General features: G+C 66.7%; 18 protein-coding genes and 1 riboswitch. Of the genes, 9 read left to right on the plus strand and 9 right to left on the minus strand.

Annotated features, from left to right (window positions below; translation table 11 throughout):
- Window positions 1-32 precede the first annotated feature (32 nt).
- Window positions 33-1,400, plus strand: a complete 1,368-nt coding sequence (locus tag RI032_RS14090; protein ID WP_043399061.1) for an amino acid permease — start codon at window positions 33-35, stop codon at window positions 1,398-1,400.
- Between the two features lie 139 nt (window positions 1,401-1,539).
- Window positions 1,540-1,950, plus strand: a complete 411-nt coding sequence (locus tag RI032_RS14095) for a VOC family protein (RefSeq protein ID WP_005410627.1) — start codon at window positions 1,540-1,542, stop codon at window positions 1,948-1,950.
- Window positions 1,951-2,042: 92 nt separating this feature from the next.
- Here RI032_RS14095 and gcvP read toward each other — a convergent pair whose 3' ends face one another.
- A complete protein-coding gene (gene gcvP / locus RI032_RS14100) occupies window positions 2,043-4,910 on the minus strand; it encodes an aminomethyl-transferring glycine dehydrogenase (protein WP_019338660.1) in 2,868 nt (955 codons plus the stop codon).
- Between the two features lie 62 nt (window positions 4,911-4,972).
- Window positions 4,973-5,075, minus strand: a riboswitch (glycine riboswitch).
- A gap of 301 nt (window positions 5,076-5,376) precedes the next feature.
- On the opposite strand from gcvP, the gene RI032_RS14105 reads away from it, so the two are divergent.
- The 3 genes from RI032_RS14105 to RI032_RS14115 all read left to right on the plus strand — a co-directional run bounded on the left by RI032_RS14105 (window position 5,377) and on the right by RI032_RS14115 (window position 8,117).
- Window positions 5,377-6,603, plus strand: a complete 1,227-nt coding sequence (locus tag RI032_RS14105) for a multidrug effflux MFS transporter (RefSeq protein ID WP_010482798.1) — start codon at window positions 5,377-5,379, stop codon at window positions 6,601-6,603.
- Window positions 6,604-6,744: 141 nt separating this feature from the next.
- Window positions 6,745-7,641 (plus strand): siderophore-interacting protein, encoded by an 897-nt coding sequence (locus RI032_RS14110; RefSeq protein WP_019338659.1) that lies wholly within the window; start codon window positions 6,745-6,747, stop codon window positions 7,639-7,641.
- 83 nt (window positions 7,642-7,724) lie between these two features.
- Window positions 7,725-8,117, plus strand: coding sequence for a hypothetical protein (locus RI032_RS14115; protein ID WP_019338658.1), 393 nt, complete (start codon window positions 7,725-7,727; stop codon window positions 8,115-8,117).
- Between the two features lie 121 nt (window positions 8,118-8,238).
- On the opposite strand, the gene RI032_RS14120 is transcribed toward RI032_RS14115, so the two are convergent.
- The 4 genes from RI032_RS14120 to RI032_RS14135 form a co-directional block, all read right to left on the minus strand.
- On the minus strand, window positions 8,239-10,203 hold the full coding sequence (locus RI032_RS14120; RefSeq protein ID WP_053443371.1) for a M2 family metallopeptidase: 1,965 nt from the start codon (window positions 10,201-10,203) through the stop codon (window positions 8,239-8,241).
- A 684-nt stretch (window positions 10,204-10,887) separates the two neighbouring features.
- Window positions 10,888-12,537: a phosphoethanolamine transferase gene (locus RI032_RS14125; protein WP_322547173.1), complete on the minus strand. Its 1,650-nt coding sequence runs from the start codon at window positions 12,535-12,537 to the stop codon at window positions 10,888-10,890.
- Complete coding sequence (locus RI032_RS14130; protein WP_322547174.1) at window positions 12,534-13,301, minus strand: phosphatase PAP2 family protein; 768 nt, start codon at window positions 13,299-13,301, stop codon at window positions 12,534-12,536. Before RI032_RS14130 ends, RI032_RS14125 begins: the two co-directional genes overlap by 4 nt.
- Window positions 13,302-13,412: 111 nt before the next feature.
- On the minus strand, window positions 13,413-15,143 hold the full coding sequence (locus tag RI032_RS14135) for an ArnT family glycosyltransferase (RefSeq protein ID WP_425513156.1): 1,731 nt from the start codon (window positions 15,141-15,143) through the stop codon (window positions 13,413-13,415).
- A gap of 103 nt (window positions 15,144-15,246) precedes the next feature.
- Between RI032_RS14135 and RI032_RS14140 the strand changes: the two genes are divergently transcribed.
- On the plus strand, window positions 15,247-15,960 hold the full coding sequence (locus RI032_RS14140) for a response regulator transcription factor (RefSeq protein WP_049435290.1): 714 nt from the start codon (window positions 15,247-15,249) through the stop codon (window positions 15,958-15,960).
- Entirely contained in the window at window positions 15,947-17,233 is a 1,287-nt protein-coding gene (locus RI032_RS14145) for a sensor histidine kinase (RefSeq protein WP_322547175.1), read from the plus strand. The genes RI032_RS14140 and RI032_RS14145 overlap by 14 nt, the downstream gene beginning before the upstream one ends.
- 86 nt (window positions 17,234-17,319) lie before the next feature.
- Here the strand turns inward: RI032_RS14145 and RI032_RS14150 are convergent, their stop codons facing one another.
- A complete protein-coding gene (locus tag RI032_RS14150) occupies window positions 17,320-17,709 on the minus strand; it encodes a VOC family protein (RefSeq protein ID WP_010482807.1) in 390 nt (129 codons plus the stop codon).
- Between the two features lie 135 nt (window positions 17,710-17,844).
- Here RI032_RS14150 and RI032_RS14155 point away from each other — a divergent pair, with 135 nt between their 5' ends.
- Window positions 17,845-19,095: a DUF819 family protein gene (locus RI032_RS14155; protein ID WP_010482808.1), complete on the plus strand. Its 1,251-nt coding sequence runs from the start codon at window positions 17,845-17,847 to the stop codon at window positions 19,093-19,095.
- 490 nt (window positions 19,096-19,585) lie between these two features.
- On the opposite strand, the gene RI032_RS14160 is transcribed toward RI032_RS14155, so the two are convergent.
- A complete protein-coding gene (locus RI032_RS14160) occupies window positions 19,586-19,810 on the minus strand; it encodes a YbdD/YjiX family protein (protein WP_005410613.1) in 225 nt (74 codons plus the stop codon).
- A complete protein-coding gene (locus RI032_RS14165; protein WP_010482809.1) occupies window positions 19,810-21,891 on the minus strand; it encodes a carbon starvation CstA family protein in 2,082 nt (693 codons plus the stop codon). The genes RI032_RS14160 and RI032_RS14165 overlap by 1 nt, the downstream gene beginning before the upstream one ends.
- Before the next feature lie 215 nt (window positions 21,892-22,106).
- Here RI032_RS14165 and RI032_RS14170 point away from each other — a divergent pair, with 215 nt between their 5' ends.
- Window positions 22,107-22,958, plus strand: coding sequence for a pirin family protein (locus tag RI032_RS14170; RefSeq protein ID WP_053443368.1), 852 nt, complete (start codon window positions 22,107-22,109; stop codon window positions 22,956-22,958).
- Between the two features lie 128 nt (window positions 22,959-23,086).
- Here the strand turns inward: RI032_RS14170 and RI032_RS14175 are convergent, their stop codons facing one another.
- Window positions 23,087-23,545 (minus strand): hypothetical protein, encoded by a 459-nt coding sequence (locus RI032_RS14175; RefSeq protein ID WP_010482811.1) that lies wholly within the window; start codon window positions 23,543-23,545, stop codon window positions 23,087-23,089.
- Window positions 23,546-23,629: the final 84 nt, after the last annotated feature.

Genomic DNA, 23,629 nt, shown 5'->3' on the forward strand with positions numbered 1-23,629 from the left:
GTCGCCCCTGTAGCCCGCCGCCAGCCCCGCCGATGCCCAACTCGATTCCGACCGCTTCGCCGTCCCGCCTCGGGCATTCGCTCAAGCCCCGCCAGCTGATCATGATGGGCCTGGGCAGCGCCATCGGCGCCGGCCTGTTCCTCGGTTCGGGCGTGGGCGTGCAGGCGGCCGGTCCGGCAGTGCTGGTGTCGTATCTGGTCGCAGGCGCGCTGGTGATCATCGTGATGAACGCACTGGGCGAGATGGCGGCGGCCAAACCGACCAGCGGCGCGTTTTCGGTGTATGCGGCCGACGCCATGGGCGCCACCGCCGGTGCCACGGTCGGCTGGTTGTGGTGGGTGCAGCTGGTGATCGTGATCGCCGCCGAGGCGGTGGGCGCGGCCGGGTTGCTGGCCACGGTCTGGCCTGCGGTGCCGGTACCGATGGCAGCGCTGGCCTTCATGCTGTTCTTCACCGCGATCAACCTGCTCGGGGTGAAGAACTTCGGCGAGTTTGAGTTCTGGTTCGCCATCCTCAAGGTCGCGGCGATCCTGGCGTTCATCGCCATCGGCGTGGCGCTGCTGATGGGCTGGCTGCCGCAGGTGACCTCGCCGGGCTTGAGCAACTTCACCGAACATGGCGGCTTCGCACCCAAGGGTCTGGCCGGTATCGGTGCCGCGCTGCTGGTGGTGGTCTTCGCCTTCGGTGGTACCGAGATCGTGGCCGTTGCGGCGGCGGAGACCGAAGATCCGGAGCGCAGCATCGCCCGTGCCATCCGCACCGTGGCGTGGCGCATCCTGGTGTTCTACATCGGCTCGCTGAGCGTGATCATCGCTGTGGTGCCGTGGACCAGCGAGGCGCTGAAGTCGCCGTTCGCCGCCGTGCTGGATATCGCCCGTATTCCGGGTGCCGGCACTGCCATCACCCTGATCGCGGTGATCGCGCTGCTGTCGGCGCTCAATGCCAACCTCTACGGCGCCTCGCGCATGATGTACTCGCTGGCGCAGCGCCGTGAAGCGCCGGCCGTGCTGGGCTGGACCGATCCGCGCCAGGTGCCGGTGATCGCCGTGCTGGCCAGCGTGCTGTTCGGCTTCGCCGCCACGGTGATGGAGTTGCTGTTTCCGGACCGGGTGCTGCCGGTACTGCTGAACATCGTCGGTTCCACCTGCCTGCTGGTGTGGACGCTGTCGCTGGTCTCGCAGCTGGTGCTGCGCCGCCGCGCCGATCGCCTGGGCACTCGCCTGCCGTTCCGCATGGCCGGTTTCCCGTGGCTGACCTGCTGCGCGCTGGCGATCCTGGCGCTGATCTTCGGCCTGCTGCTGAGCGAGGCGCACACCCGCCTGCAGTTCCTGTCGATGGTGGCGCTGACTGCCACGATCGCCGCTGGCAGCGCCATCGCGCGGCGCATGCGCGAGGCGTGATTCTGTAGAGCCGACCCACGGTCGGCTGCTGTTCGCGTGGCCGCCAGCCGAGCATGGGCTCGGCTCTACAGCAGGCATACATCCGCCGTGCCATCCTGATCGCGTGGGCCGCCAGCGGCCCGTCGACCGGGAGTACCGCATGCTGCGCAGCCGTCCTTTCCTGATGTTCACCGGCCAGGCCGAGGCCGCCCTGGCCCTGTACGCCGAAGCCTTCGCCGATTTCCGCCTGCTGGCAATGCAGCGCCATCCGGACGGCGCCGGTGCCGGCGTGCCCGGGCAGGTCCGCCAGGCCATCTTCCTGCTGGGCGGCACCCACTACCTGTGCTTTGACAGCCTGGACGTGCACGACTTCACCTTCAGCCCGTCGATCTCGCTGTTCGTCGAGTGTTCCGGTGCCGAGCAGTTCGAGCGCGCCGCGCGTGTGCTGGGCGAGGGCGGCCACTGGTTGATGCCGGTGGGCGACTATGACTTCAGCAACCGCTACGGCTGGGTGCAGGATCGCTTCGGCGTGTCGTGGCAGTTGAGCCTGGGGCAGATGCCGGACCCGTGATCGGATGTTTGTGGGTGTGGACTTTGGTCCACACACCCTCATGAAAACGGCCCGCTTGCGCGGGCCGTTCTCTTTACCGATGCAGCGAGGAATCAAGCCTCGACTTCATCATCCTTGTAGGCATCGACCGGAATGCAGGCGCACATCACGTTCTTGTCGCCGTACACGTTGTCCACGCGCGCCACCGGCGGCCAGTACTTGCTCTGCTTCAGGCTGGCCAGCGGGAATGCAGCCAGTTCACGCGGGTAGGCGTGGGTCCACTCGCTGGCGGTCACCGCGGTGGCGGTGTGCGGCGCGTTCTTCAGCGGGTTGTCCTCGCGGTCCAGGCGGCCGTCTTCGATCGCGGTGATCTCCTCGCGGATCTGGATCATCGCGTCGATGAAGCGATCCAGCTCGTGCAGCGATTCGCTCTCGGTCGGCTCGACCATCAGCGTGCCAGCCACCGGGAAGCTCAGGGTCGGTGCGTGGAAACCGAAGTCGATCAGGCGCTTGGCCACGTCCTCGGCGCCGATGCCGCTGGTCTTCTCCAGCGGGCGCACGTCCAGGATGCACTCATGCGCCACCAGGCCGTTGCGGCCGGTGTACAGGGTCTTGAAGTGCGGTGCCAGGCGCTTGGCGATGTAGTTGGCGTTGAGCTGCGCGACCTGGGTGGCCTTGCGCAGGCCTTCGCGGCCCATCATCGCGATGTACATCCAGCTGATCGGCAGGATCGAGGCGCTGCCGAAGCTGGCCGCGCTGACCATGCCGACCGGGCCGTTGTCACCCAGCTTGCCCGGCAGGAACGGCGCCAGGTGCTCCTTGACCGCGCACGGGCCAACGCCCGGGCCGCCACCGCCGTGCGGGATGCAGAAGGTCTTGTGCAGGTTCAGGTGCGAAACGTCCGAACCCCACTTGCCCGGCTTGGCCACGCCGACCAGGGCGTTCATGTTGGCACCGTCGGTGTACACCTGGCCGCCGTGCTTGTGGATGATCTCGCAGATCTCCACCACCTCTTCCTCGAACACGCCGTGCGTGGACGGGTAGGTCATCATGATCGCGGCCAGGCGGTCGCTGTACTTCTCGGCGTTGAGGCGGATGTCCTCGACATCGACGTTGCCGTTGGCATCGGTCTTGGTCACCACCACCTTCATGCCGCACATCTGTGCCGAAGCCGGGTTGGTGCCGTGTGCCGAATCCGGGATCAGGCAGATGTCACGGTGATCTTCGCCGCGCGAACGGTGGTAGGCGCGGATCGCCAGCAGGCCGGCGTACTCGCCCTGCGCGCCGGAGTTCGGCTGCAGGCTGACCGCGTCGTAGCCAGTGCATTCGACCAGCATCGCTTCCAGCGTGTCGATCAGTTCCTTGTAGCCCAGCGCCTGGTCGGCCGGCACCAGCGGGTGGATCTGCGAGAACTCCGGCCAGGTCACCGGGATCATCTCGGCGGTGGCGTTGAGCTTCATGGTGCACGAGCCCAGCGGGATCATCGTGCGGTCCATCGCCAGGTCCTTGTCGGCCAGCGAACGCAGGTAGCGCAGCAGTTCGTGCTCGCTGTGGTGGGTGTTGAACACCGGATGGGTCAGGAACGCGGACTGGCGCAGCAGGCCGGCCGGCAGCGCGTCGGCGGTGCTGGCATCCAGCGCGTCGACGTCCAGCGAAGCACCGAACACCGCAGCCACGGCGACGATGTCGGCGCGGGTGGTGGTCTCGTCCAGGCTGATGCCGACCGAGTCGCTGTCGATTGCGCGCAGGTTGTAGCCGGCGGCGCGGGCCTTGGCATGGATCTCATCGGCGTGCACGCCGGTGACATGCAGGGTGTCGAAGAAGTCGCCACCAACCTGCACGCCGGCATTGCGCAGCGCTGCGGCCAGGATCGAGGCCAGGCGATGGGTGCGGCGGGCAATGCGGGTCAGGCCTTCCGGGCCGTGGTAAACGGCGTACATCGAGGCCATCACCGCCAGCAGCACCTGCGCGGTACAGATGTTGGAAGTCGCCTTCTCGCGGCGGATGTGCTGCTCGCGGGTCTGCAGGGTCAGGCGGTAGGCCGGGTTGCCCTGGGCATCGACCGAAACACCGATCAGGCGGCCCGGCATCGAGCGCTTGTAGGCGTCACGGCAGGCCATGAAGGCGGCGTGCGGGCCACCGAAGCCGAACGGCACGCCGAAACGCTGGCTGTTGCCGACCACGATGTCCGCGCCCCATTCGCCCGGGGCGGCCAGCAGGGTCAGGGCCAGCAGGTCGGTGGCCACGGCCACCAGGCCGCCGCGTGCGTGCACGGCATCGACCAGCGCCTTGTAGTCGCCCACCTGGCCGAAGGTATCCGGGTACTGCAGCAGCAGGCCGAAGGCTTCCGCTTCCAGCGCTTCGGCCGGGGTGCCGACGCGCAGCACGATGCCCATGGGCTCGGCGCGGGTACGCAGCAGTTCCAGCGTCTGCGGATGCACGGCGTCGTGCACGAAGAAGGTGTCCGACTTGGACTTGGCCGAACGCTTGGCCAGGGTCATCGCTTCAGCAGCGGCGGTGGCTTCGTCCAGCAGCGAGGCGTTGGCGATTTCCATGCCGGTCAGGTCGGCGCACAGGGTCTGGAAGTTGATCAGCGCTTCCATGCGGCCCTGCGAGATTTCCGCCTGGTACGGAGTGTAGGCGGTGTACCAGGCCGGGTTTTCCAGGATGTTGCGCAGGATCACGTTCGGCGTGTGGGTGCCGTAGTAGCCCTGGCCGATGAAGCTGCGCAGCACGGTGTTCTTGTCGGCGATCGCACGGATCTTCGCCAGTGCCTGTACTTCGGTCATCGACTCCGGCAGCGCCAGCGGTGCCGGCGACTTGATCTTGGCCGGTACGATGGCATCGGTCATGCCATCCAGCGACGCGTGGCCGACGACATCGAGCATCTGCGCGATCTCGGCGTCGTTGGGGCCGATGTGGCGCTCGACGAACGCGTTGTGGTGCTCGAGCTCACGCAGGGAAGGGGTGTTCTGGGACATGGCGAAGGATCCGTCAGGAAAGGGCACACGCACGGGCACAAGCCGCCGGTCGGCGGTCTGCGGGGCGCCCCTCTGTCCTTTTGCCTGAGAGTTTAAAAGCGCGGAAAACCGCAGCTTCGTGCCCCTTCGGCGCCGGATCGAACCGGTCTCTCCAGAGTTGTGTTACGGGTGGTATCGGGCCTGAGCGATTACGGGCGTTGCGCCTTCGGCAGCGGTGTTCCGCTTCTCCCACCGTGTTGCCCGCCGATTATAGCCCGTTGCGGGCCCGGCCAGCGGCCGCCGGTCGGTGCCGCCGCGCCTGAATGGCCGATGGCCCGGCCGTGCGTTTTGTGCAGTGCTGCATGGCATCAGGCGCAATCCCCACCTATGATGGGCGGATACCCGAATTCATCTGGCGCCGTCCCCGTTGTTGCGGGACCGGCGCCCGCCGTGCGTGCCCCGCATGGCCCTGCCGGACGCTTCCTCCATGACCGCCGCTGTTGCCCCTTCCACCCGCCGCATGGCCCTGCTGCTTGCCGGCCTGGCCATGTTCGGCCCGTTCTCGATCGACACCATCTTCCCGGCGTTCCCGCAGCTGGCCCAGCGCCTGGCGGTGGACGAGGTGGCGGTGCAGCAGACCATCAGCGTGTACCTGCTGTTCTATGGCCTGATGAGTCTGGCGCACGGCCCGCTGTCCGATGCCTGGGGCCGCAAGCGGGTGATCCTCGGCGGTCTGGTGGTGTTCGTCGGCGCCTCGGTCGGCTGCGCGCTGTCCACCGACCTGTCCACGCTGCTGGCGTTCCGCGCGCTGCAGGGCCTGTCGGCGGGTGTCGGCATGATCGTCGGCCGCGCGGTGATCCGCGACCTGTACCACGGCCACGATGCCCAGCGGCTGATGAGCCAGGTGTCGATGCTGTTCGGCATCGCTCCGGCCATCGCACCGATCATCGGTGGCTGGATCCTGCTCAGTGGCGCCGGCTGGCCGCTGATCTTCTGGTTCCTGGTGGTGTTCGGGCTGGTGCTGTTGGCGGCCACCGCGCGCTTCCTGCCGGAAACCCATGCGGTCGAGGCACGGGTGCCGCTGTCGCCGCGCGTGCTGCTGCGTGACTACGTGCGCATCGGCTTCAACCCGCGCTTCCTGCGCCTGGCGCTGGCCGGCAGCATCGGTTTCGGCGGCATCTTCCTGTACATCTCCTCGGCACCGGTGTTCGTGATGCAGCACCTGCACCTGGGCGAGGGCGGTTTCGCCTGGTTGTTCATCCCCACCATCGGTGGCATGACCACCGGCTCGTTCCTGTCCGGGCGCATGGCCGGGCACACCACGCCCACACGCCAGGTCGCCATCGGTTTCAGCCTGTGCGCGCTGTCGGCGCTGCTGAATGTCGGCTACGTGGCGCTGTCGCCGCAGTTCGTGCTGCCGTGGGCGGTGCTGCCGATCTTCCTGGGCGGCATGGGCATGGCCCTGATCTTCCCGATCCTGGCCTTGGCGGTGCTGGACATGTACCCGCACCAGCGCGGCCTGGCCTCGTCGCTGCAGGCCTTCGTGCAGCTGATGATCAGCACCGTGGTGGCCGGCGTGGTGTCGCCGCTGCTCAGTGCCAGCCCGCTGCACCTGGCGCTGGGCCAGGCCGCGTTCTTCGGCGCCGGATTTGTTTTCTGGTACTGGGAACACCAGCGTGAACGCGCGGCGCAGGCAGCCTGCACGGGCCATTGAGCAGTGCGCAGGGGTAGGGCAGGCCGCGATGCCCGTAACGCTTGCGGCGAGGAACGACCGGACTAGGCTGGGGACTCCAGCCAGCCGGTGCGTGGATGCACGACAGCCAGCCGATCCGATGTCGTTGCATGAGGTTCCCCCATGGCTGCGCAGCAGACCTATCGCCTGTTCGAGGTGGCGCTGAAGGAGCGCCGCGTTCTTTCCCCTTCCCTGGACCGCATGGTGTTCACTGGTGCCGACGTGGCGCGGATGAAGACCGAAGGCCCGGACCAGCGCATCAAGGTGTTCTTCCCCTTGCCCGGCCAGGACGTGCCGCAGGTGCCCAGCGGCGAGGACTGGTATCCGCGCTACCGGGCGCTGCCGGACGACCAGCGCCCGCCCATGCGCACCTACACCATCCGCCACCTGCGCGCCGAGCAGGGCGAGGTCGACGTTGATTTCGTGCTTCATGGCGAGACCGGGCCGGCCTCGCGCTGGGCCATCCACGCGCGACCGGGCGACCGCGTAGTGCTGCTGGCCCCCGATGCCGACTGTGCTGACAGCAGCGAAGGCTGGGAATGGAAACCGCCGGCGGGAGTCGGCCAGGTGCTGCTGGTGGCGGATGAAACCGCGCTGCCGGCGGTGGCCGGAATTCTTGAGGAACTGGCGGCCATGGTCGACCCACCGCGCACGCTGGCGCTGCTGGAGGTGGCGCAGGCCGGTGATGCGGTGCACTTGAAGGCGCCCTCCAGCGCCGAGCTGGTCTGGCTGCCGCGCGGGCAGGCTGCCTACGGACAGCCGTTGCTGCAGGCGGTCCAGGCGCGGTTGGCAGCGACCTCGAGCGTGGCTGCCGGCGATGCGCTGGAGGAGATCGACGTCGATACGCAGATCCTCTGGGAGCAGGCCGATACCCGCGTGGCCGGTCCGCTGTATGCCTGGGTGGCGGGTGAGGCGGGGGCGGTGATGGCGATCCGCCGCCACCTGGTGCGCGATTGCGGGCTGGACCGCCGCGCGATCACCTTCATGGGCTACTGGCGGCATGGCAAGGTGCTGGACTGACCTGACTGGATCGAGCACGCGTGAAGCAGCGCTGCGGGCGGGGTGCGCTATCCTTGCGCCCCCCTTCGCAGCGGTACCGCACCATGTCCACCAGTTCCAAGACCCGCCGCGACCAGCGCCGTCGCCAGGAAAAGCAGGCCGCCAACAAGGCCGCCGCGCAGGCGTCGCCGGTGGAACCGCATGCCGAACTGCGCGATGCTCAGCGCACCCTGCTGGCCGGTGTCGTGCGCCGCGACGGCGAATGGGTGCTGGGCATGGACGGCCGCATCGCGGGCCACAGCGAGAGCGCTGCGCAGGTGCTGGCGCTGATCATGCAGGCCGGTGAGCTGCACGAGCGCAATGGCACGCCGGTGCGCCTGATGTACTCCGATGCACTGCGCGATGCCGCACAGGCCGAAGCGCAGGAGAAAGGCCAGACCTTCGAGGAATTCAAGGCCGAGCTGGCCGCGGCGATGGCGGCGAAGAAGAATAGCTGATCCGCCGTGGGTAGCGCCGGGCCATGCCCGGCGAGCGCAGCGGTGCGATGAAGAGCCGCCGGGCATGGCCCGGCGCTACCGGAAACATCAGGGGCGGATCCTCGCGGACCCGCCCCTTTTCTCATTTTGCTGCCGGGGCCGCGTTGGCCTGCCAGCCGCACATCTGGCCTTCGTTCTGCTGCTTCAGCCACTCGTTGACCGGGGTGAAGTACTCGATCATCGGGCCGGCATCGAGCTTGTCGGTACCGGTCAGTTCCTTCAGCGTGGCCTGCCACGGCTGGCTGGCACCCTTGCTCAGCATCGCCCAGTACTTCTGGCCGGCTTCCTTGTTGCCGTAGAAGGTGCACTCATGCAGCGGGCCCTTGTAGCCGGACGCGTCGCACAGGCCCTTGTAGAACTGGAACTGCAGGATGCGCGCCAGGAAGTAGCGGGTGTACGGGGTGTTGCCCGGCACGTGGTACTTCGCGCCCGGATCGAAGAACTCTTCGCCACGGGTGCTGGCCGGCGCCACGCCCTGGTACTTGGCCTTCAGGTCCCACCACGCCTTGTTGTAGTTGTCGGCGGTGATCGAGCCATCGAACACGCCCCAGCGCCAACGGTCGATCATCAGCCCGAACGGCAGGAACGACACGCCCGACAGCGCCATGCGCATCTGGTTGTTGATGACCGCCTCGCGGCTTTCGGTCGGCGCATCGACCAAGCCGATCGAGCTGAGGTACTTGGGCGTCATCGCCAGCACGATGGTGTCGCCGATTGCTTCATGGAAGCCATCGTTGGCACCGCCCTGGAACAGCGGCGGCAGCGGGTTGTAGGCCAGGTCGTAATAGATGTGGCCCAGCTCGTGGTAGATGGTGGTGAAGTTCTCTTCGTTCGGCTTGATGCACATCTTGGTGCGCACGTCGCCTTCCATGTTCATGTCCCAGGCGCTGGCGTGGCAGACCACGTCGCGGTCGTCAGGCTTGATGAACTGGGTCTTTTCCCAATAGGACTGCGGCAGCGACGGCATGCCCAGCGACACGTAGAAGTCCTGCGCGCGCTCGGTCATCTGCTTGGCGGTACGCAGTTCGGCCTCACGCTGCGCCTTGTACTGGGCGGCCACGTTGGCGTCCTTGCCGGCCTTGGCCAGCGCCGCGCTCAGGTTGGTCTGGTACTGCTTTTCCAGTGCCGCGGTGATGTCCAGGCTGCCGGCGCCGGGGTAGGGTTCCAGCTGGTCCCACAGGTTCGACCAGTCCTGCTGCCACATGTTGCCGAGCAGGTGCGCCGCGATCAGGCCATTGCCCACTTCGGCCTTGTCCTTGCCGTAGGTCTTGTCCAGCTTGCCGCGTGCGTAGCAGTGCAGCTGCTCGTACATCGGCTTGACCTGTTCCCACAGGCGATCGGTTTCCGGGCCGATCTGCTCCGGCGGCATGTCGTAGCCGCTGCGCCACATCTGGCCGGCATCGGTGAAGCCCATGCCCTTGGCACCTTCGTTCACCAGGCCGACGAACTTCTGGTAGTCGCCGCGCATGCTCTTGGTGGTGCTGTGCCAGCCCTGCCAGGCGTCGAGCTGCTTGTCGTAATCGCGGCTGCGTGCCAGCACCTGTTCCAGCTCGCCCAGCTGGCGGCAGGAGTTGGGATCGTTGGCGTCGGTGCAGTACTTGCCGGCACCGTAGCTGCCTTCCATGCGGGTGGCGATCTGGGTCAGCTCGGCCAGCTTGGCCGGATCGCGCGGCGCCGGCATCGAGGACATCAGTTTCAGCAGGTGGATCGCGCGCTTGCTGTCCTCGCTCATCGGCTTGCCATCGAACTTGGCGGCCTGCTCGATCCAGCTGTTGAGCTGGGTCAGCGAGCGCTCGTTGGCCTTGGCCGCGATGCGTTCCGAATCACTGTTGATGTAGGTGGAGGACAGCCACTGTGCCGAGGTCATCTCCGGGTAGGCGGCCTTGAATTCGGCATTGATGCGGGCCACGAACTGGTCGGCGGTTTCGCCGGCCGGGGCGCTGCTGCTGGCGGTATCGGTGCCTGGGGCAGCTTCCTTCTTGCAGGCGGCCAGGGCCAGCGTGGCGACGGCGACTGCCGAGGCCAGCAGGAGATGACGGTGTTTCACGGGCGGTCCTTGGGTGGTGAACGACGGCCGAAGGCTAGTGGGCCGTCGCTGCCACCGCAAGTGGCGGAAGTCGGCCGGGCGGCGCCCGGCACCCGCAGAGGCTTTCAAGCAACGGCAAAAGGCCGAAGCAACAGCAACAGCGGACTGTCCGTGGTTTGGCGGGGTGGTGTCGGAGTGCGGGGACGCCGCAAGTACGTCCGTGTAGGCTTGGCAGCCGCTTGCTCGTGTGCGCTTTCCTGCGCACACGGCAAGACCGGGGTTGGGCGTCCTGCCCAACCCGCCCGAGGCATGCCTCGGGCCCATGCGGCTGACACCCCGCACTCCGACACCGCCCCACCTCCGACAGATTCAGTGTGCTGTCGGTAGGTGTCGACCTTGGTCGACACATCTGTCAGATATCGACAATCAAAATGGGGTCGGATCCGTTTTCCTACGGAAAACGGATCCGACCCCATCGGCATGTCCAACAGAGCGCGGAAAACTGTCGAAGGCGGGGTGGGTCCGGTGGCGGGAGTGTCCGCGGCATGGATGCCGCGGCCAAGCCCCCATGGACGGGTTTACGGCGTCTCCCGCCACCGGACCCACCCCGCCAACCCTCAGGAAACCCGCTTCTGCTGTTGCTTCAGCCGTTGCGGTTGACGTTGCCTCTGCAGGTGCAGGGCTGCAAGCCCTGCCAAACCACCCTCAACCTTCGCAGTTGGCGAACACGTCGCGATCGCGCTCGTACAGCGCCGTCTTCACCTGCATCAGGCCCAGCACCGACGGGAACAGGTTGTCGTGGTCGGTATAGGCCGCCGAACGCCTGCGCACGCATTGCAGGTCCAGCCCGCGGCTGCTGGCGAAGCCCGGCGAGAACCACATCGTCATCGGCACCCGGGTCTGCTCGGCCGGGGCGATGGCGTAAGGCACGCCGTGCAGGAACAGGCCCTTCTCGCCCAGCGACTCGCCGTGGTCGGACAGGTAGATCATCGCCGTGTCGTAGTCCTGCATGCCCTGCAGCGTGCCGATGGTCTTGCTCAGGAAGTGATCGGTGTACAGCACGGCGTTGTCGTAGCTGTTGGTGATCTCTTCGCGCGAGCAGCGGCCGATGTCACGGGTATCGCAGGTTGGCTTGAAGCGGGCGAAGGCGGCCGGATAGCGCTCGAAATAGGCCGGGCCATGGTTGCCCAGCTGGTGCAGCACCACCACGCGGTCGCCGGGCTTGGCACGCACCTGGGTGGCCAGGTCCTGCAGCAGGATCTCGTCCATGCAGCGGCCGTCGGCGCACAGGCCCGGGGTGGTCGCATCGGACAGCGACTGGAACTCCAGGCCTTCGCACACGCCCTTGCATCCGGACTGGTTGTCACGCCACAACGGTGCGATGCCGGCACGGTTCAATACGTGCAGCAGCGACTGGTGTGCGCGGATCTTCTTCTCGTCGTAGTCGTGACGGCCCCATGGCGAGAACAGGCACGGCAGCGAAACCTCGGTGCTGGTGCCGCACGAATGCATATCCGGGAAATTGACCACACTGGCCTGGGCCAGTTCCGGGGTGGTGTTGCGGCCACCGTTGAGGCCCCAGTTCTGTGCGCGCACGGTTTCGCCCATGACGATCACCAGCAGGCGCGGCTTGCTGGCAGGTGCACGCGGGGTGGCCTTGGCATCGGTACCGATCGGCAGCTTCGGCGCGCGCTGCACCGGGTTGTCGCCACGCAGTGCACGCGGCAGGCCCAGCAGCACGTTGGCCGGGGTGGCGAGGTAACGCACTTCGCGCTGGTTGCGCATCAGTGCCGAGACATCCTGGAACGAGATCAATGCGCCGCCTACCGCGGTCACTGCCGCCACCACCAGGAAGCCGACGCGCCAGAGCAGGCTGCGACCCCAGCTGCGGCGGCGCAGCTGCACGCGCCACAGCACGATCATCGGCAACACCGCCAGCAACAGCACCGGCCATACCAGCGACACGGTGATCAGCTCGCGGCTTTCCTTGGGATCGGTCGCCAGCACGTTGCGCAACATGTCCGCATCCAGGTAGATGTGGTAACGGCTCATGTAGTGCGCGGCGAATGCGGTCACCAGCAGCAACAGGCTGATCACCACCCTGGCGTTCCAGCGCCAGACCAGGATGCCCAGCAGCACGCCGTGCGCACCCAGCAGCAACAGCAGCAGCGACAGCGCGTAGCGCAGGCTGCCCGGATGGCTGGCCATCGCGCTGTGCCAGAACAGGCCGTTGCCGGCCACCGCGAAGAACAGGCTGGTCAGTGCGATCAGTGCTTCGGTGGACAGCTGCGGCCGCCAACGGCGAAGGTTCGCCAACGCGGGAAGGCGGGCGGGGCGTTGGACCGACGCACTCATGCGTTTGCCTCCTGGCGGTGGGGACGGTCCAGCTGACGGCGTGCCAGGACGCGTTTGACGATCAGATACAGGCCCAGCGAAAGCAGCCAGCAGATCAAAGCAGTAGCAACGTCATGCGAAAGGAAATGCGCACCCCGCAGCTGCTGGCTGATGCCGAACACCAGGCCGGTGGCAAGGCCGATCCACAACCCGGCCCAGCGCCATGAAGGGCGCCACAGCGAGGCAAAAAAGTACAGGGACAACCATGCATAACCCGCGCTGGCGTGGCCCGCCGGGAAGCAGGCCTGCGCGGCCATGCCCGCGGGGCGCGCCGTGAAAAGCCCGATGAAAGGCTGGTGGCCGCCGTAGCGCAGCAGGTCCCAGGGGCATTCCATCGGCACCAGCGACTTCAGCAGGGAGATCACACCCGTGCCCAGAGCCATGGCAATTACGACATAAAGCAGCGCCCACCGCAGGGTGCGATCGCGACCCTTCCGCCAGTGGTGGAAGCACAGCAGGATCGCCACGAGGACAGCAGCCGTGCTCAGCCACTTGCCAGCCTTGTGCACAAGCGTGCGGGTGACCCAGGCGTCCTGAAGCGCCCAGTGGCCCCCCTCAAGGCGGAACAGGTGATCGGCCACCCATTGGTCGCCGCCGAACCCCATCAGCAGCGTAAACAAGGGCAGACCGATTGCGACAGGCAGCCAGAGGTGAGTTACGGCAAATCGTGACGCCAGTGGCGATGTCGCAAGCGGCGCTACCGCATCAAGGGGACGGACGGGCATGCTGGGAAAGGGCGGGTCGGGAATCCGCGGTCATGCTCGTCACCTGGATGTCGGAGAAGGGTCGGACGCTCGTTCGTGCCGGGTTAATGCTTGCCCAGCACGTGCCGACGTTCAGTCTTCTTCGGCGGTCGACCCGGCCCGCTCGGCGTGGCATTGCGGGTTCCATGCGGTACCGGGAAGCAGTTGCCAACGGTTCCTGTTGGCAACACCGATATCGATCACCTTGCTCGGGTCCACGCACGGGCTCATCGCATCATCCAGTACCAGCAGCCAGCGCTTGTCCGGCGCCTCGGCCAGCCACGGGCCGGCGTCGTGCCACTGCTCGGCCCAGGGCCGCTTGAAGCCGAACTCGCGCACCGGCCGGTCGGCCTGCAGCAGGTTCTGTTCGCGCCAGGCCACCAGCGCCAGTTCGGCGTCGGGACCGATCCGCGCGCCGACCCGGCGCATCAGCGCCGACGCCGATGCGTACGGGTCCAGCGCCGGGATCAGTACCAGGCCGTAGAGCATCCACAGCATGCCGTGGGTCAGCAGCACCAGCGTCGCGGCACGACGTACCCGCAGCCACACGATCAGCGTGGCCAGGGCAATGGCGAAGGTCAGCAGGCCATCGCCCAGCACCGGCAGCAGCGTATCTGGCATGGCGCGGCGTTCCAGTTGCGCCAACGCCCACGGGTGCTCGGTCATCAGCATCACGCCGAGCACGCCGGTGGCCAGCATCAGCACCACGCTGTAGCCGAACAGGTAGCGGCGCACGCACAGGCGGCGCAGCAGGCCGGGCAGCAATGGCGCCACGGCCAAGGCCATGGCCGGCAGCATCGGCAGCAGGTACACCTCGCGCTTGCCCGGGCTGGCACTGAAGAACACCAGTACCAGCACCGCCCAGCCCAGCAGCAGCCATTGGCGACGGTCGCCACGGCGGATACGGCGCGACCAGGGCTTGAACAGCATCGGCAGCAGCAGGCTGCCCGGCAGCCATAGGGTCAGGATCACCTGCAGGTAGTACCAGGCCGGCTGCCGGTGGTGCCAGGCATTGGCGTAACGGGTACCGGTCTGCTTGAACAGCAGCTCATGCGCGTAGGCCTGCAGTTCGGCGCTGGGCGTGTGCAGCAGGGCCCAGCCCAGCGGCGCCAGCCACACGCCCACGCCCAGCAGGAACGCCGGGATCAGCCACAGCAGCGTTGCCGGGTGCGGACCCTCCACGCGGTACCCGCGACGGCGCTGGTACAGCCACCAGCCGAACCAGGGCAGCACCATCAGCAACGGCAGGAAACCCACGCCCTTGGTCACCGTGCCGACGCCTGCGGCGAAACCGGCCAGCCACAGCGCGGGCAGGTTACGACGTTCGCACAGGTGCCGCATCAAGCCCCACACGGCGACGGTGGTCATCCCCACCAGCACCATGTCGATCTGCGCACGCTTGGCCATCAGCCCGAACTGCAGGGTGCAGAACAGCGCCGCGAGGGCATAGATGGAATGCCGCGGCGACCACAGCCGCCGTGCCAGATCCGACACCAGCCACAGGCTCAGCAGGGCGCCCAGCAATGACGGCAGCAGGAACGACCACTGCCAGCTGCCGACCACCTCGTAAGCGGCCGCCTGCAGCCACATGAACACCGGTGGTTTCTCGGCATACAGCTCGCTGCCACGATGCGGCAGCAGCCATTGCCCGCTCTCGACCATGGTCCGCGCGGCCAGCACGAAGCGCGGCTCGTCCGGCGGCTGCGGCTGCCGAAGGCCGATGCCCGCTGCCAATGCAGCAATGATCAGCAGCCACAACAGGGGCAGGCGCCAACGGCGGGGCAGGGCTACGGGCACGGCAGGCTCCGGGAGCAAAACGGCCATTCTGAGGTGGCGGGGGTGGGAAAAGCGTCAGAAGGGGGCGGGACGACCGCATTCCGACATGGGCGGCGCTACCATGGTACGAACTTCCGTGGATGTTTCGTGCATGCGTCTGTTGGTGATCGAGGACAACCGCCAGCTGGTGGCCAACCTGTTCGACTATTTCGAGTCGCGCGGGCATGTGCTCGACGTGGCCCCGGATGGCATCACCGGCCTGCACCTGGCCGGAAGCCATCCCTACGACGCGGTGATCCTGGACTGGATGCTGCCGCGCATGGAGGGGCCGGAGGTGCTGCGCCGGCTGCGCGCCGAGCACGCGTCCGAGGTGCCGGTGATCATGTTGACCGCGCGTGATGAACTGCCGGACAAGATCGCCGGCTTCCGCGCCGGTGCCGACGACTACCTGACCAAGCCGTTCGCGCTGCCCGAGCTGGAGGTGCGGCTGGAAGCGCTGCTGCTGCGTGCGCAGGGCCGCAACCCGCGCAAGCGCCTGCAGGTGGGCGACCTGGTGCTGGATCTGGCGACGCTGGAGGCCCAGCGTGAGGGCCAGGTGCTGCACCTGTACCCGGCCTGCCGCAAACTGCTGGAAGTGCTGATGCGGGCCAGCCCGGGTGCGGTGACACGACAGCAGCTGGAGTTCGCCCTGTGGGGCGACGAGCCGCCGGATGGTGACCTGCTGCGCTCGCATGTCTACGAGTTGCGTCGCAGCGTTGACGGCCCGTTTGCCGAGAAGCTGATCCACACCCTGCCGCGGGTGGGTTATCGGCTGGCCGTGACCACCGGCAGCGACGCTGGCAAGGATACTGATGAAGGCGCGTAAGCCCGGGCCGCTGTACCGGCGCGTGCTGTGGTGGTTGCTGGGCTACCTGGCGCTGCTTTCGCTGGCGGTGTTCAGCGTCGGCAATTACGTGCATGAGCATGCCGAGCACGCTGCCTGGCGCGCGCTGCTCAATTCCGAACTGGACAGCATCGTCGAACATGTCGAACACGAGCCGCACTACCGCTGGCAGGATTCGGACACGCTCAGCCTCTACCGCTTCGACGCGGTCAACCTGCCCGACAGCCTGCGTACCCTGCATCCCGGGCTGCATGACGGGGTGATGGTGAAGGGCCGCGAGACGGCGGTGATGGTGCGCGAGACCGAATCGATGGGGCGGGTCGCGCTGGCGCTGGATATCTCCGACTTCCACGATCTGGAGCAGTTCGCCACGCGCTGGGTGATGCTGGCGGGCGTGATCATGATCTTCGTCACCGTGCTGATGGCGTCCTTCGGCATGGAGCGGATGGTGCGACCGTTGAGCCTGCTGGCGCAGCGCATCGCCGATCTGCGGCCCGGTGCGCAGGGGCAGCGCATAGAGGTCGACCCGCGTGGCAGCTCCGAGCTGCACACGATTGCTGGTGCACTGAACGATTACCTGGACCGCAACGAACAGTTCGTCGAACGCGAGCGGGTGTTCATCAGCACCGCCAGCCATGAACTGCGCACGCCGATCGCGGTGATGACCGGTGCCGCCGAACTGGCGCTGGAACAGCCGGGCTTGCCCGAGCGCGCGCGCCAGCAGATGCAGCGCGTACTGCGCACCGCGCAGAGCGTGGAGCAGCTGATCGAACTGCTGCTGGTGCTGGCCCGTGACCCGGCGCGTCTGGCCGCGCGCGCCGAGCGCATCGCGCTGGACCAGCTGTTGCCGGAAATCGTTGACGACCATCGTCATCTGCTCGGCGACAAGGACCTGAGCATCGGCATCCAGGCTGCCCCGGTGGATATTGTTGCGCCGCTGGCTGTTGTGCAGGCGGCGATCGGCAACCTGCTGCGCAATGCCATCGAGAACAGTGGGCGTGGCCACATTGAGTTGCGCCTGAGCTCGTCGGCGGTGCTGACCCTGCAGGATCCCGGGCATGGCATGAGCCCGGAGGAGATCGCGGCGATCCACGCGCGGATGGCCCGTGGCGAGCGTGCCGACCGTGGCGGCGGCATCGGGCTGGATCTGATCGCGCGGCTCTGCGAGCACCTGGGCTGGACCCTGCAGCTGCAGCCCTGCGAGCCGCGTGGCACGCGTGTCACGCTCCATTTCAGTGCCTCGCGACCGGGCTGATCCGGCCGTCCTGGTAGATGCCAACCCTGGTTGGCATGCTGCCCGTCGACCAAGGTCGACGCCTACCCACGCAATGGCTGTCCGCGTCAACGCCCGTTCGGCCGCGCCACATGCTGGTCGATCAGGATCACGTTGCCGTCGGGATCGGCAAGCTGCAGGTAGCCGGTCCCCTGGCCATCGGGATCGGTGCGGACTGCCAGCGCGATGCCCCTGGCGTCCAGCTCCGCCTGCAGCTCGCGCACATCCTGGAAGTGGGTCAGTTCCTGCTTGTGCTGGTCCCAGCCGGGGTTGAAGGTCAGCAGGTTGCCCTCGAACATGCCCTGGAACAGGCCGATCACGGTGCCGTTGCTGCGCAGCACCAGCCAGTTCTGTGCTGGATCGCCGCCGGTGACCGAGAAGCCCAGGGCTTCGTAGAAGGCACGGGAGGCCGCGAGATCCTTCACCGAGAGACTGACCGAAAAGGCGCCAAGCTGCATGAGTAGGCTCCCTGAGGGGATGGAGGCGTGGTCGGCACTGCAGCATGACCCGGCGTGAAGACAATGTTAATCTCGACCTGCGCCGCTTTATGCGGCGCTTTTTTTTCTCCGCTCTTTCGATCGACAGAGGATCCCGTGCCGACCGAACCCGCTACTGCCCTGATCAGCAACGACATCGTTGGACTGGGCCTGATTGCCGCCACCCTGGCCCTGATCTTCTGGGCCGCCAGTGGTCCGACCCCGCTGCTGAAGAAGATCTTCGCCTGGGTGCCGGCACTGCTGCTGTGCTATTTCATCCCCGCCATCTACAACACCGCTGGTGTCATCGATGGCCACAACACCTCGCTGTACAACCCGGTCGCGCGTGACGTGCTGCTGCCGGCCGCGCTGGTCCTGCTGACCCTGTCGATCGACCTGAAGGGCGTCATCAAGCTCGGGCCGAAACTGCTGCTCGTGTTCTGCGCCGGTACCGCCGGCATCATGCTCGGCGCTATCGTCTCGTTCCAGCTGATGAAGCTGATCCATCCGGAAACCGTGGCCGGTGATACCTGGGCGGGCATGGCGGCGCTGGCCGGCAGCTGGATCGGTGGCGGCGCCAACATGGTCGCCATGCGCGAAGTGTTCGGCACCGATGCCACCACCTTCGGCCAGTTCGCCGTGGTCGACGTGGCCTGCGCCAGCCTGTGGATGGCGATCCTGCTGTTCCTGGCCAACCGCGCACAGCAGATCGACACCCGCAATGGTGCCGACACCCGCGCCATCGACGAGATGAAGGCGCGCATCAGTGCCTACGAGGCGCAGAACGCGCGCATTCCCAGCATGACCGACCTGATGGTGATCGTCGGCGTGGCCTTGGGCGGCGTCGGCCTGGCGCACGCGATCGCCGCGCCGCTGGCGGGCTGGTTCAAGGCCCATGTCAGCTGGGCCAGCCAGTTCAGCCTGGACAGCCAGTTCGTGTGGGTGATCCTGCTGTCCACCGCGATGGGCCTGGGCCTGAGCTTCACTCGTGCACGCAGGTTGGAAGCGGCCGGTGCATCGCGGCTGGGCACGGTGTTCCTGTACTTCCTGATCGCCTGCATCGGCATGCAGATGAACCTGTTGTCGCTGCTGGACCGGCCATGGCTGTTCCTGCTCGGTGCGATCTGGATGGCCACGCACGTGCTGGTGCTGTGGGTCGTGGCCAAGCTGCTGCGCGCGCCGCTGTTCTTCTTCGCCATTGGCTCGCAGGGCAACATCGGCGCTGCGGCCTCGGCGCCGGTGGTGGCAGCGGCGTTCCATCCGACGCTGGCCCCGGTGGGCGTGCTGTTGGGCACGGTGGGCTATGCCACTGGTACCGGCCTGGCGTATGTCACCGGTCTGATCCTGAAGTGGATGGCCACCGGCTGAGGAGGCCAGCCAGGCGGCGCCCGGCACCCGCGGTAGTGCCGGCCGCTGGTCGGCAACCTCAACATCAAAAGCCAGAGCGGCATTCCGTGTGATGACGGGGTGGGTCCGGTTGAGGGGGACGGCGTGAATACGTCCATGTAGCCTCGGTCGCGCCATCCATGGCGCTCACGCCCCCTCAACCGGACCCACCCGCCTTCGACAGGTTCACGCGGCTGTGGGTAACGGCGACTGCTGGTACGCGCGGCTTTTGGCAGGTGTCGACCTTGGTCGACACCATTTTTCTGTCAGATATCGATAAATAAAACGGGGTCAGATCCGTCTTCTTTCGGAAAACGGATCTGACCCCGCATGTGTCTCGCCGTCACCGGCAATCCGACACCGCCCCGCCAAGCAAACAGAAACCCAGAGCCGACGCTCCAGCAGTTGCAGTTGCAGTTTGTAGTTGCTCGGGCTTTTGCGGGCGCCGGGCTGCAAGCCCGGCACCCAACCCTCAACAGCAGCGGCCACCATTGCGACCGCCGTAACGCGCTTCCTGGCGTTCGCGGAAGAACGTCTTGTAGTCCATCGGCTCCTGGTCCGGATGCTTTTCCAGCATGTGCCGGACGTAGTTGTCGTAATCAGGAATGCCACAGCACAGCCGTGCGGTCTGCACCAGGCGCCGCCAGATGCGGCGGTGGGCCTGGTACTGGCCGGCGGGAACCAGTTGCGTGCTCATCACAGATCCACCATTTCATGCGGCTTCAGCGCCACGTACGGGGTCTCGCGGTCGCTGCGCTGCGGATTGCGGCGGGCCGCCAGGATGGTCTTGATCGAATACACCAGCACCGCGCCCACCACCAGCAGGAACAGCGCGGTCAGGCCGGTGTTGACGTAGGCGTTGACCACGATCTGCTTCATCTGCGCCACTGACTTGGCCGGTGCGGTGATGGTGTCGCTGGCGAGCGCGGCCTGGAACTTGTGTGCCTGTGCCAGGAAGCCCTGTGCCGGGTTGCTGTCGAAGATCTTGATGAAGCCGGCGTAGGTGGTGCAGATCAGCAGCCACACTGCCGGTACTGCGGTCACCCACGCATAGCGGTCACGCTTCATCTTGAACAGCACCACCGTGCCCAGCATCAGCGCGATACCGGCCAGCATCTGGTTGGAGATGCCGAACAGCGGCCACAGTGTCTGGATGCCACCGAAAGGATCGACCACGCCGGTGTAGAGCAGGTAGCCCCACAGCGCCACGCAGCCTGCGGTACCGATGATGTTGGCGGTCCACGACTCGGTCTTCTTCAGGGCCGGCACGAAGTTGCCCAGCAGGTCCTGCAGCATGAAGCGTCCGGCGCGGGTACCGGCGTCCACCGCGGTCAGGATGAACAACGCCTCGAACAGGATCGCGAAGTGGTACCAGAACGCCATCATCGCGTCGCTGCCACTGGGAATTGCTTCGTGCAGGATCTGCGCGATGCCCACCGCCAGTGTCGGCGCACCACCGGCACGATGCAGGATGGTCGGTTCGCCGATCGCCGCCGCGGTCGCAGTCAGCTGTTCGGGGGTGATGGTGAAGCCCCAGGTGTTGGTGATGTAGTGCGCCGCCGAGGCCGCGTCGGCACCGATCACCGCGGCCGGGCTGTTCATCGCGAAGTAGATGCCCGGGTCGATGATCGATGCGGCCACCAGTGCCATCACCGCTACGAACGATTCCATCAGCATGCCGCCGTAGCCGATATAGCGCATGTGCGCTTCATTGGCCAGCAGCTTCGGCGTGGTGCCCGAGGAAATCAGGGCATGGAAACCAGAGACCGCACCGCAGGCGATGGTGATGAACAGGAACGGGAACATGCCGCCCTTCCACACCGGACCATCACCGCTGGCGGCGAACTGGGTCAGCGCCGGCATCTTCAGTTCCGGCATCACCACCAGGATGCCGATGGCCAGCGCGATGATGGTGCCGATCTTGAGGAAGGTCGACAGGTAATCACGCGGGGCCAGCAGCAGCCACACCGGCAGCACCGAGGCGACGAAGCCGTAGCCGATCAGCATCCAGGTGATCTGGGTGCCGGTGAAGGTGAACGCCGGGCCCCAGACCGGATCGGCGGCGACCTTGCCGCCGTACCAGATCGCAGCCAGCAGCAGGATCAGGCCAACCACCGAGATCTCGCCGATCTTGCCGGGGCGGATGTAGCGCATGTACACGCCCATCAGGATCGCGATGGGCATCGTCGCGATCACCGTGAACATGCCCCACGGGCTTTCGGCCAGCGCCTTGACCACCACCATCGCCAGCACCGCCAGGATGATGATCATGATCAGGAACGCGCCGAACAACGCGATCGTTCCGGGCACCTGGCCCATCTCCTCGCGCACCAGGTCACCCAGCGAACGGCCGTTGCGGCGGCTGGACAGGAACAGGACCATGAAGTCCTGCACCGCACCGGCCAGCACCACGCCCACCACCAGCCACAACAGGCCGGGCAGGTAGCCCATCTGCGCGGCCAGTACCGGGCCGACCAGCGGGCCGGCACCGGCGATGGCGGCAAAGTGATGGCCGAACAGCACGTGCTTGTTGGTCGGCACGTAGTCCAGGCCATCGTTGTTGATCACCGCCGGGGTGGCCCGGGTCGGATCCAGCTGCATCACCTTGTTGGCGATGAACAGGCTGTAGAAGCGGTAGGCGACCAGGTACAGCGAAACCGCTGCCACCACGATCCACAGTGCGTTGATGTGTTCGCCGCGGCGCAGGGCTACGGTGCCCAGACAGAATGCGCCGAGCAGGGCGAGTACCGCCCAGCCCAGTTTGGAAAACCCTTTCATGAGGTGCTCTCTCCCGGAAAGACAGACAAAGAGTCCCGCGTGCCCTCGACAGGGTCAATTGGCACAGGACGAATCGGCGGTAGTACTTTGGTCGTACGTTTGTTGTGCTGACGTGCAGCGAACATCAGGGATGGAACAATCGGTTGCGGCGCCGTCCATTGGCGTGCGGCCGTGTGGCGTCCATCTTCAGTGGCATCCATCCAACAGGAGTCGCCATGAGCTTTCCCGAACCGGTCCGCGTGCTGCGGACCATCCGTGGCATGCCCACCTCCGACGGTGCCGGCGTGCGCCTGACCCGCGTCATCGGTGGCCCCACGCTGCCCGACCTGGATCCGTTCCTGCTGCTCGATGAGTTCGGTACCGATCGTGCCGAGGACTACATCGCCGGGTTTCCGGAGCATCCGCACCGCGGCTTCGAAACCGTCACCTACATGCTCGACGGGCGCATGCGGCATCGCGACAACCACGGCAACGAAGGCCTGCTGACCCCGGGCAGCGTGCAGTGGATGACCGCTGGCCGTGGCCTGGTGCATTCGGAGATGCCCGAGCAGGAGAGCGGGCAGATGCGCGGGTTCCAGCTGTGGGTGAACCTGCCGGCGAAGGAGAAGATGACGGATCCGAAGTACCAGGAATTCGCGCCCGAGCGCATTCCCGTGGTGCACCCGGAGCCGGGCGTGGACGTGAAGGTGATTGCCGGCAGCGTGGATGGCACGCAGGGCCCGATCGTGCAGCCGGCCACCGATCCGCTGTACCTGGACATCACGCTGGCCCCGGATCGCGCCTGGACCTATGCGTTGCCGGAAGGGCACAACGCCTTTGCATACGTGTTCGAAGGTGGCGTGACCGTGGGGGAGCAGGACGCCGCGCGTGGCGTGGCACGCCAGGAGCTGGCGGTGCTGGGCGGCGGTGAGCAGCTGCACCTTTCGGCCGGCAGCGAAGGCGCGCGGCTGATCCTGGTGGCCGGCCGTCCGCTGCGCGAACCGGTGATGCGCCACGGGCCGTTCGTGATGAACACACGGCAGGAACTGATGCAGGCCTTCGTCGATTTCCAGGAAGGCAAGTTCTGAGGGAGTGCCGGCCGCTGGCCGGCAACCTCTTCTGATCGGGAACGAAGCGTTTGCCGGCCAGCGGCCGGCACTACCGTCGGATCGGGTCGCATTGCGGGGATGCTGCCAGGCAGTCATCCCCGTCACCTTCAGCGCCCCGCGGCCACGGCCGACGGGGTCAGGCTCATGCCCTGCGCCAGCTGCTGCAGCGAGCCCAGTTCCTGGGCGCTGTCCGGATACAGCGAAATCTGCGCGTAACGCCCTTTGTCGAGCTTGACCACACTGATGCGGCGCTCGGCATAGCCGGGCGGCTGCTGGCCTCCCAGATCGGGCTGGTACCAGTACAGCGACTCACCGCCGAAGCTGCCCTTTTCCTGGCGCAGCGAGCGGTTCAATGGAAGGTTGGGATCGCGCGCACTGAGCATCAGGCTCAGTACCTCGCGGCCGTCCCCGGTGCTGGCGCGGCAGACCAGGAAATCGGCCTGTGCCTGCTGTTGCCACTGCAGGCCACTGCTGGCCGGCAATGAAGGACATTCGGTGGGAGCCTGCGCAGCGGCCTGGGCCGCAGCGAACAGCAGGCTCGACAACACTACAGGCGCGAACTTCATGCATCCCCCAAGGTGGTGTGTCGTTGGCTCCGCCGGATGGACCGGCAGCCTTGGCATCCCATCCCCGGATGCCACCCCGGCCGG

This window comes from Stenotrophomonas geniculata (genome assembly GCF_034508895.1).
GTDB classification, from domain to species: Bacteria; Pseudomonadota; Gammaproteobacteria; order Xanthomonadales; family Xanthomonadaceae; genus Stenotrophomonas; species Stenotrophomonas geniculata.

Excerpts from the sequence above, each read along its gene's own strand:
- RI032_RS14090 (WP_043399061.1), top strand. The coding sequence starts at position 33 with ATGCCCAACTCGATTCCGACCGCTTCGCCGTCCCGCCTCGGGCATTCG.
- RI032_RS14095 (WP_005410627.1), top strand. The coding sequence starts at position 1,540 with ATGCTGCGCAGCCGTCCTTTCCTGATGTTCACCGGCCAGGCCGAGGCC.
- gcvP (WP_019338660.1), bottom strand. The coding sequence starts at position 4,910 with ATGTCCCAGAACACCCCTTCCCTGCGTGAGCTCGAGCACCACAACGCG.
- RI032_RS14105 (WP_010482798.1), top strand. The coding sequence starts at position 5,377 with ATGACCGCCGCTGTTGCCCCTTCCACCCGCCGCATGGCCCTGCTGCTT.
- RI032_RS14110 (WP_019338659.1), top strand. The coding sequence starts at position 6,745 with ATGGCTGCGCAGCAGACCTATCGCCTGTTCGAGGTGGCGCTGAAGGAG.
- RI032_RS14115 (WP_019338658.1), top strand. The coding sequence starts at position 7,725 with ATGTCCACCAGTTCCAAGACCCGCCGCGACCAGCGCCGTCGCCAGGAA.
- RI032_RS14125 (WP_322547173.1), bottom strand. The coding sequence starts at position 12,537 with ATGAGTGCGTCGGTCCAACGCCCCGCCCGCCTTCCCGCGTTGGCGAAC.
- RI032_RS14130 (WP_322547174.1), bottom strand. The coding sequence starts at position 13,301 with ATGCCCGTCCGTCCCCTTGATGCGGTAGCGCCGCTTGCGACATCGCCA.
- RI032_RS14135 (WP_425513156.1), bottom strand. The coding sequence starts at position 15,143 with ATGGCCGTTTTGCTCCCGGAGCCTGCCGTGCCCGTAGCCCTGCCCCGC.
- RI032_RS14140 (WP_049435290.1), top strand. The coding sequence starts at position 15,247 with ATGCGTCTGTTGGTGATCGAGGACAACCGCCAGCTGGTGGCCAACCTG.
- RI032_RS14145 (WP_322547175.1), top strand. The coding sequence starts at position 15,947 with ATGAAGGCGCGTAAGCCCGGGCCGCTGTACCGGCGCGTGCTGTGGTGG.
- RI032_RS14150 (WP_010482807.1), bottom strand. The coding sequence starts at position 17,709 with ATGCAGCTTGGCGCCTTTTCGGTCAGTCTCTCGGTGAAGGATCTCGCG.
- RI032_RS14160 (WP_005410613.1), bottom strand. The coding sequence starts at position 19,810 with ATGAGCACGCAACTGGTTCCCGCCGGCCAGTACCAGGCCCACCGCCGC.
- RI032_RS14165 (WP_010482809.1), bottom strand. The coding sequence starts at position 21,891 with ATGAAAGGGTTTTCCAAACTGGGCTGGGCGGTACTCGCCCTGCTCGGC.
- RI032_RS14170 (WP_053443368.1), top strand. The coding sequence starts at position 22,107 with ATGAGCTTTCCCGAACCGGTCCGCGTGCTGCGGACCATCCGTGGCATG.
- RI032_RS14175 (WP_010482811.1), bottom strand. The coding sequence starts at position 23,545 with ATGAAGTTCGCGCCTGTAGTGTTGTCGAGCCTGCTGTTCGCTGCGGCC.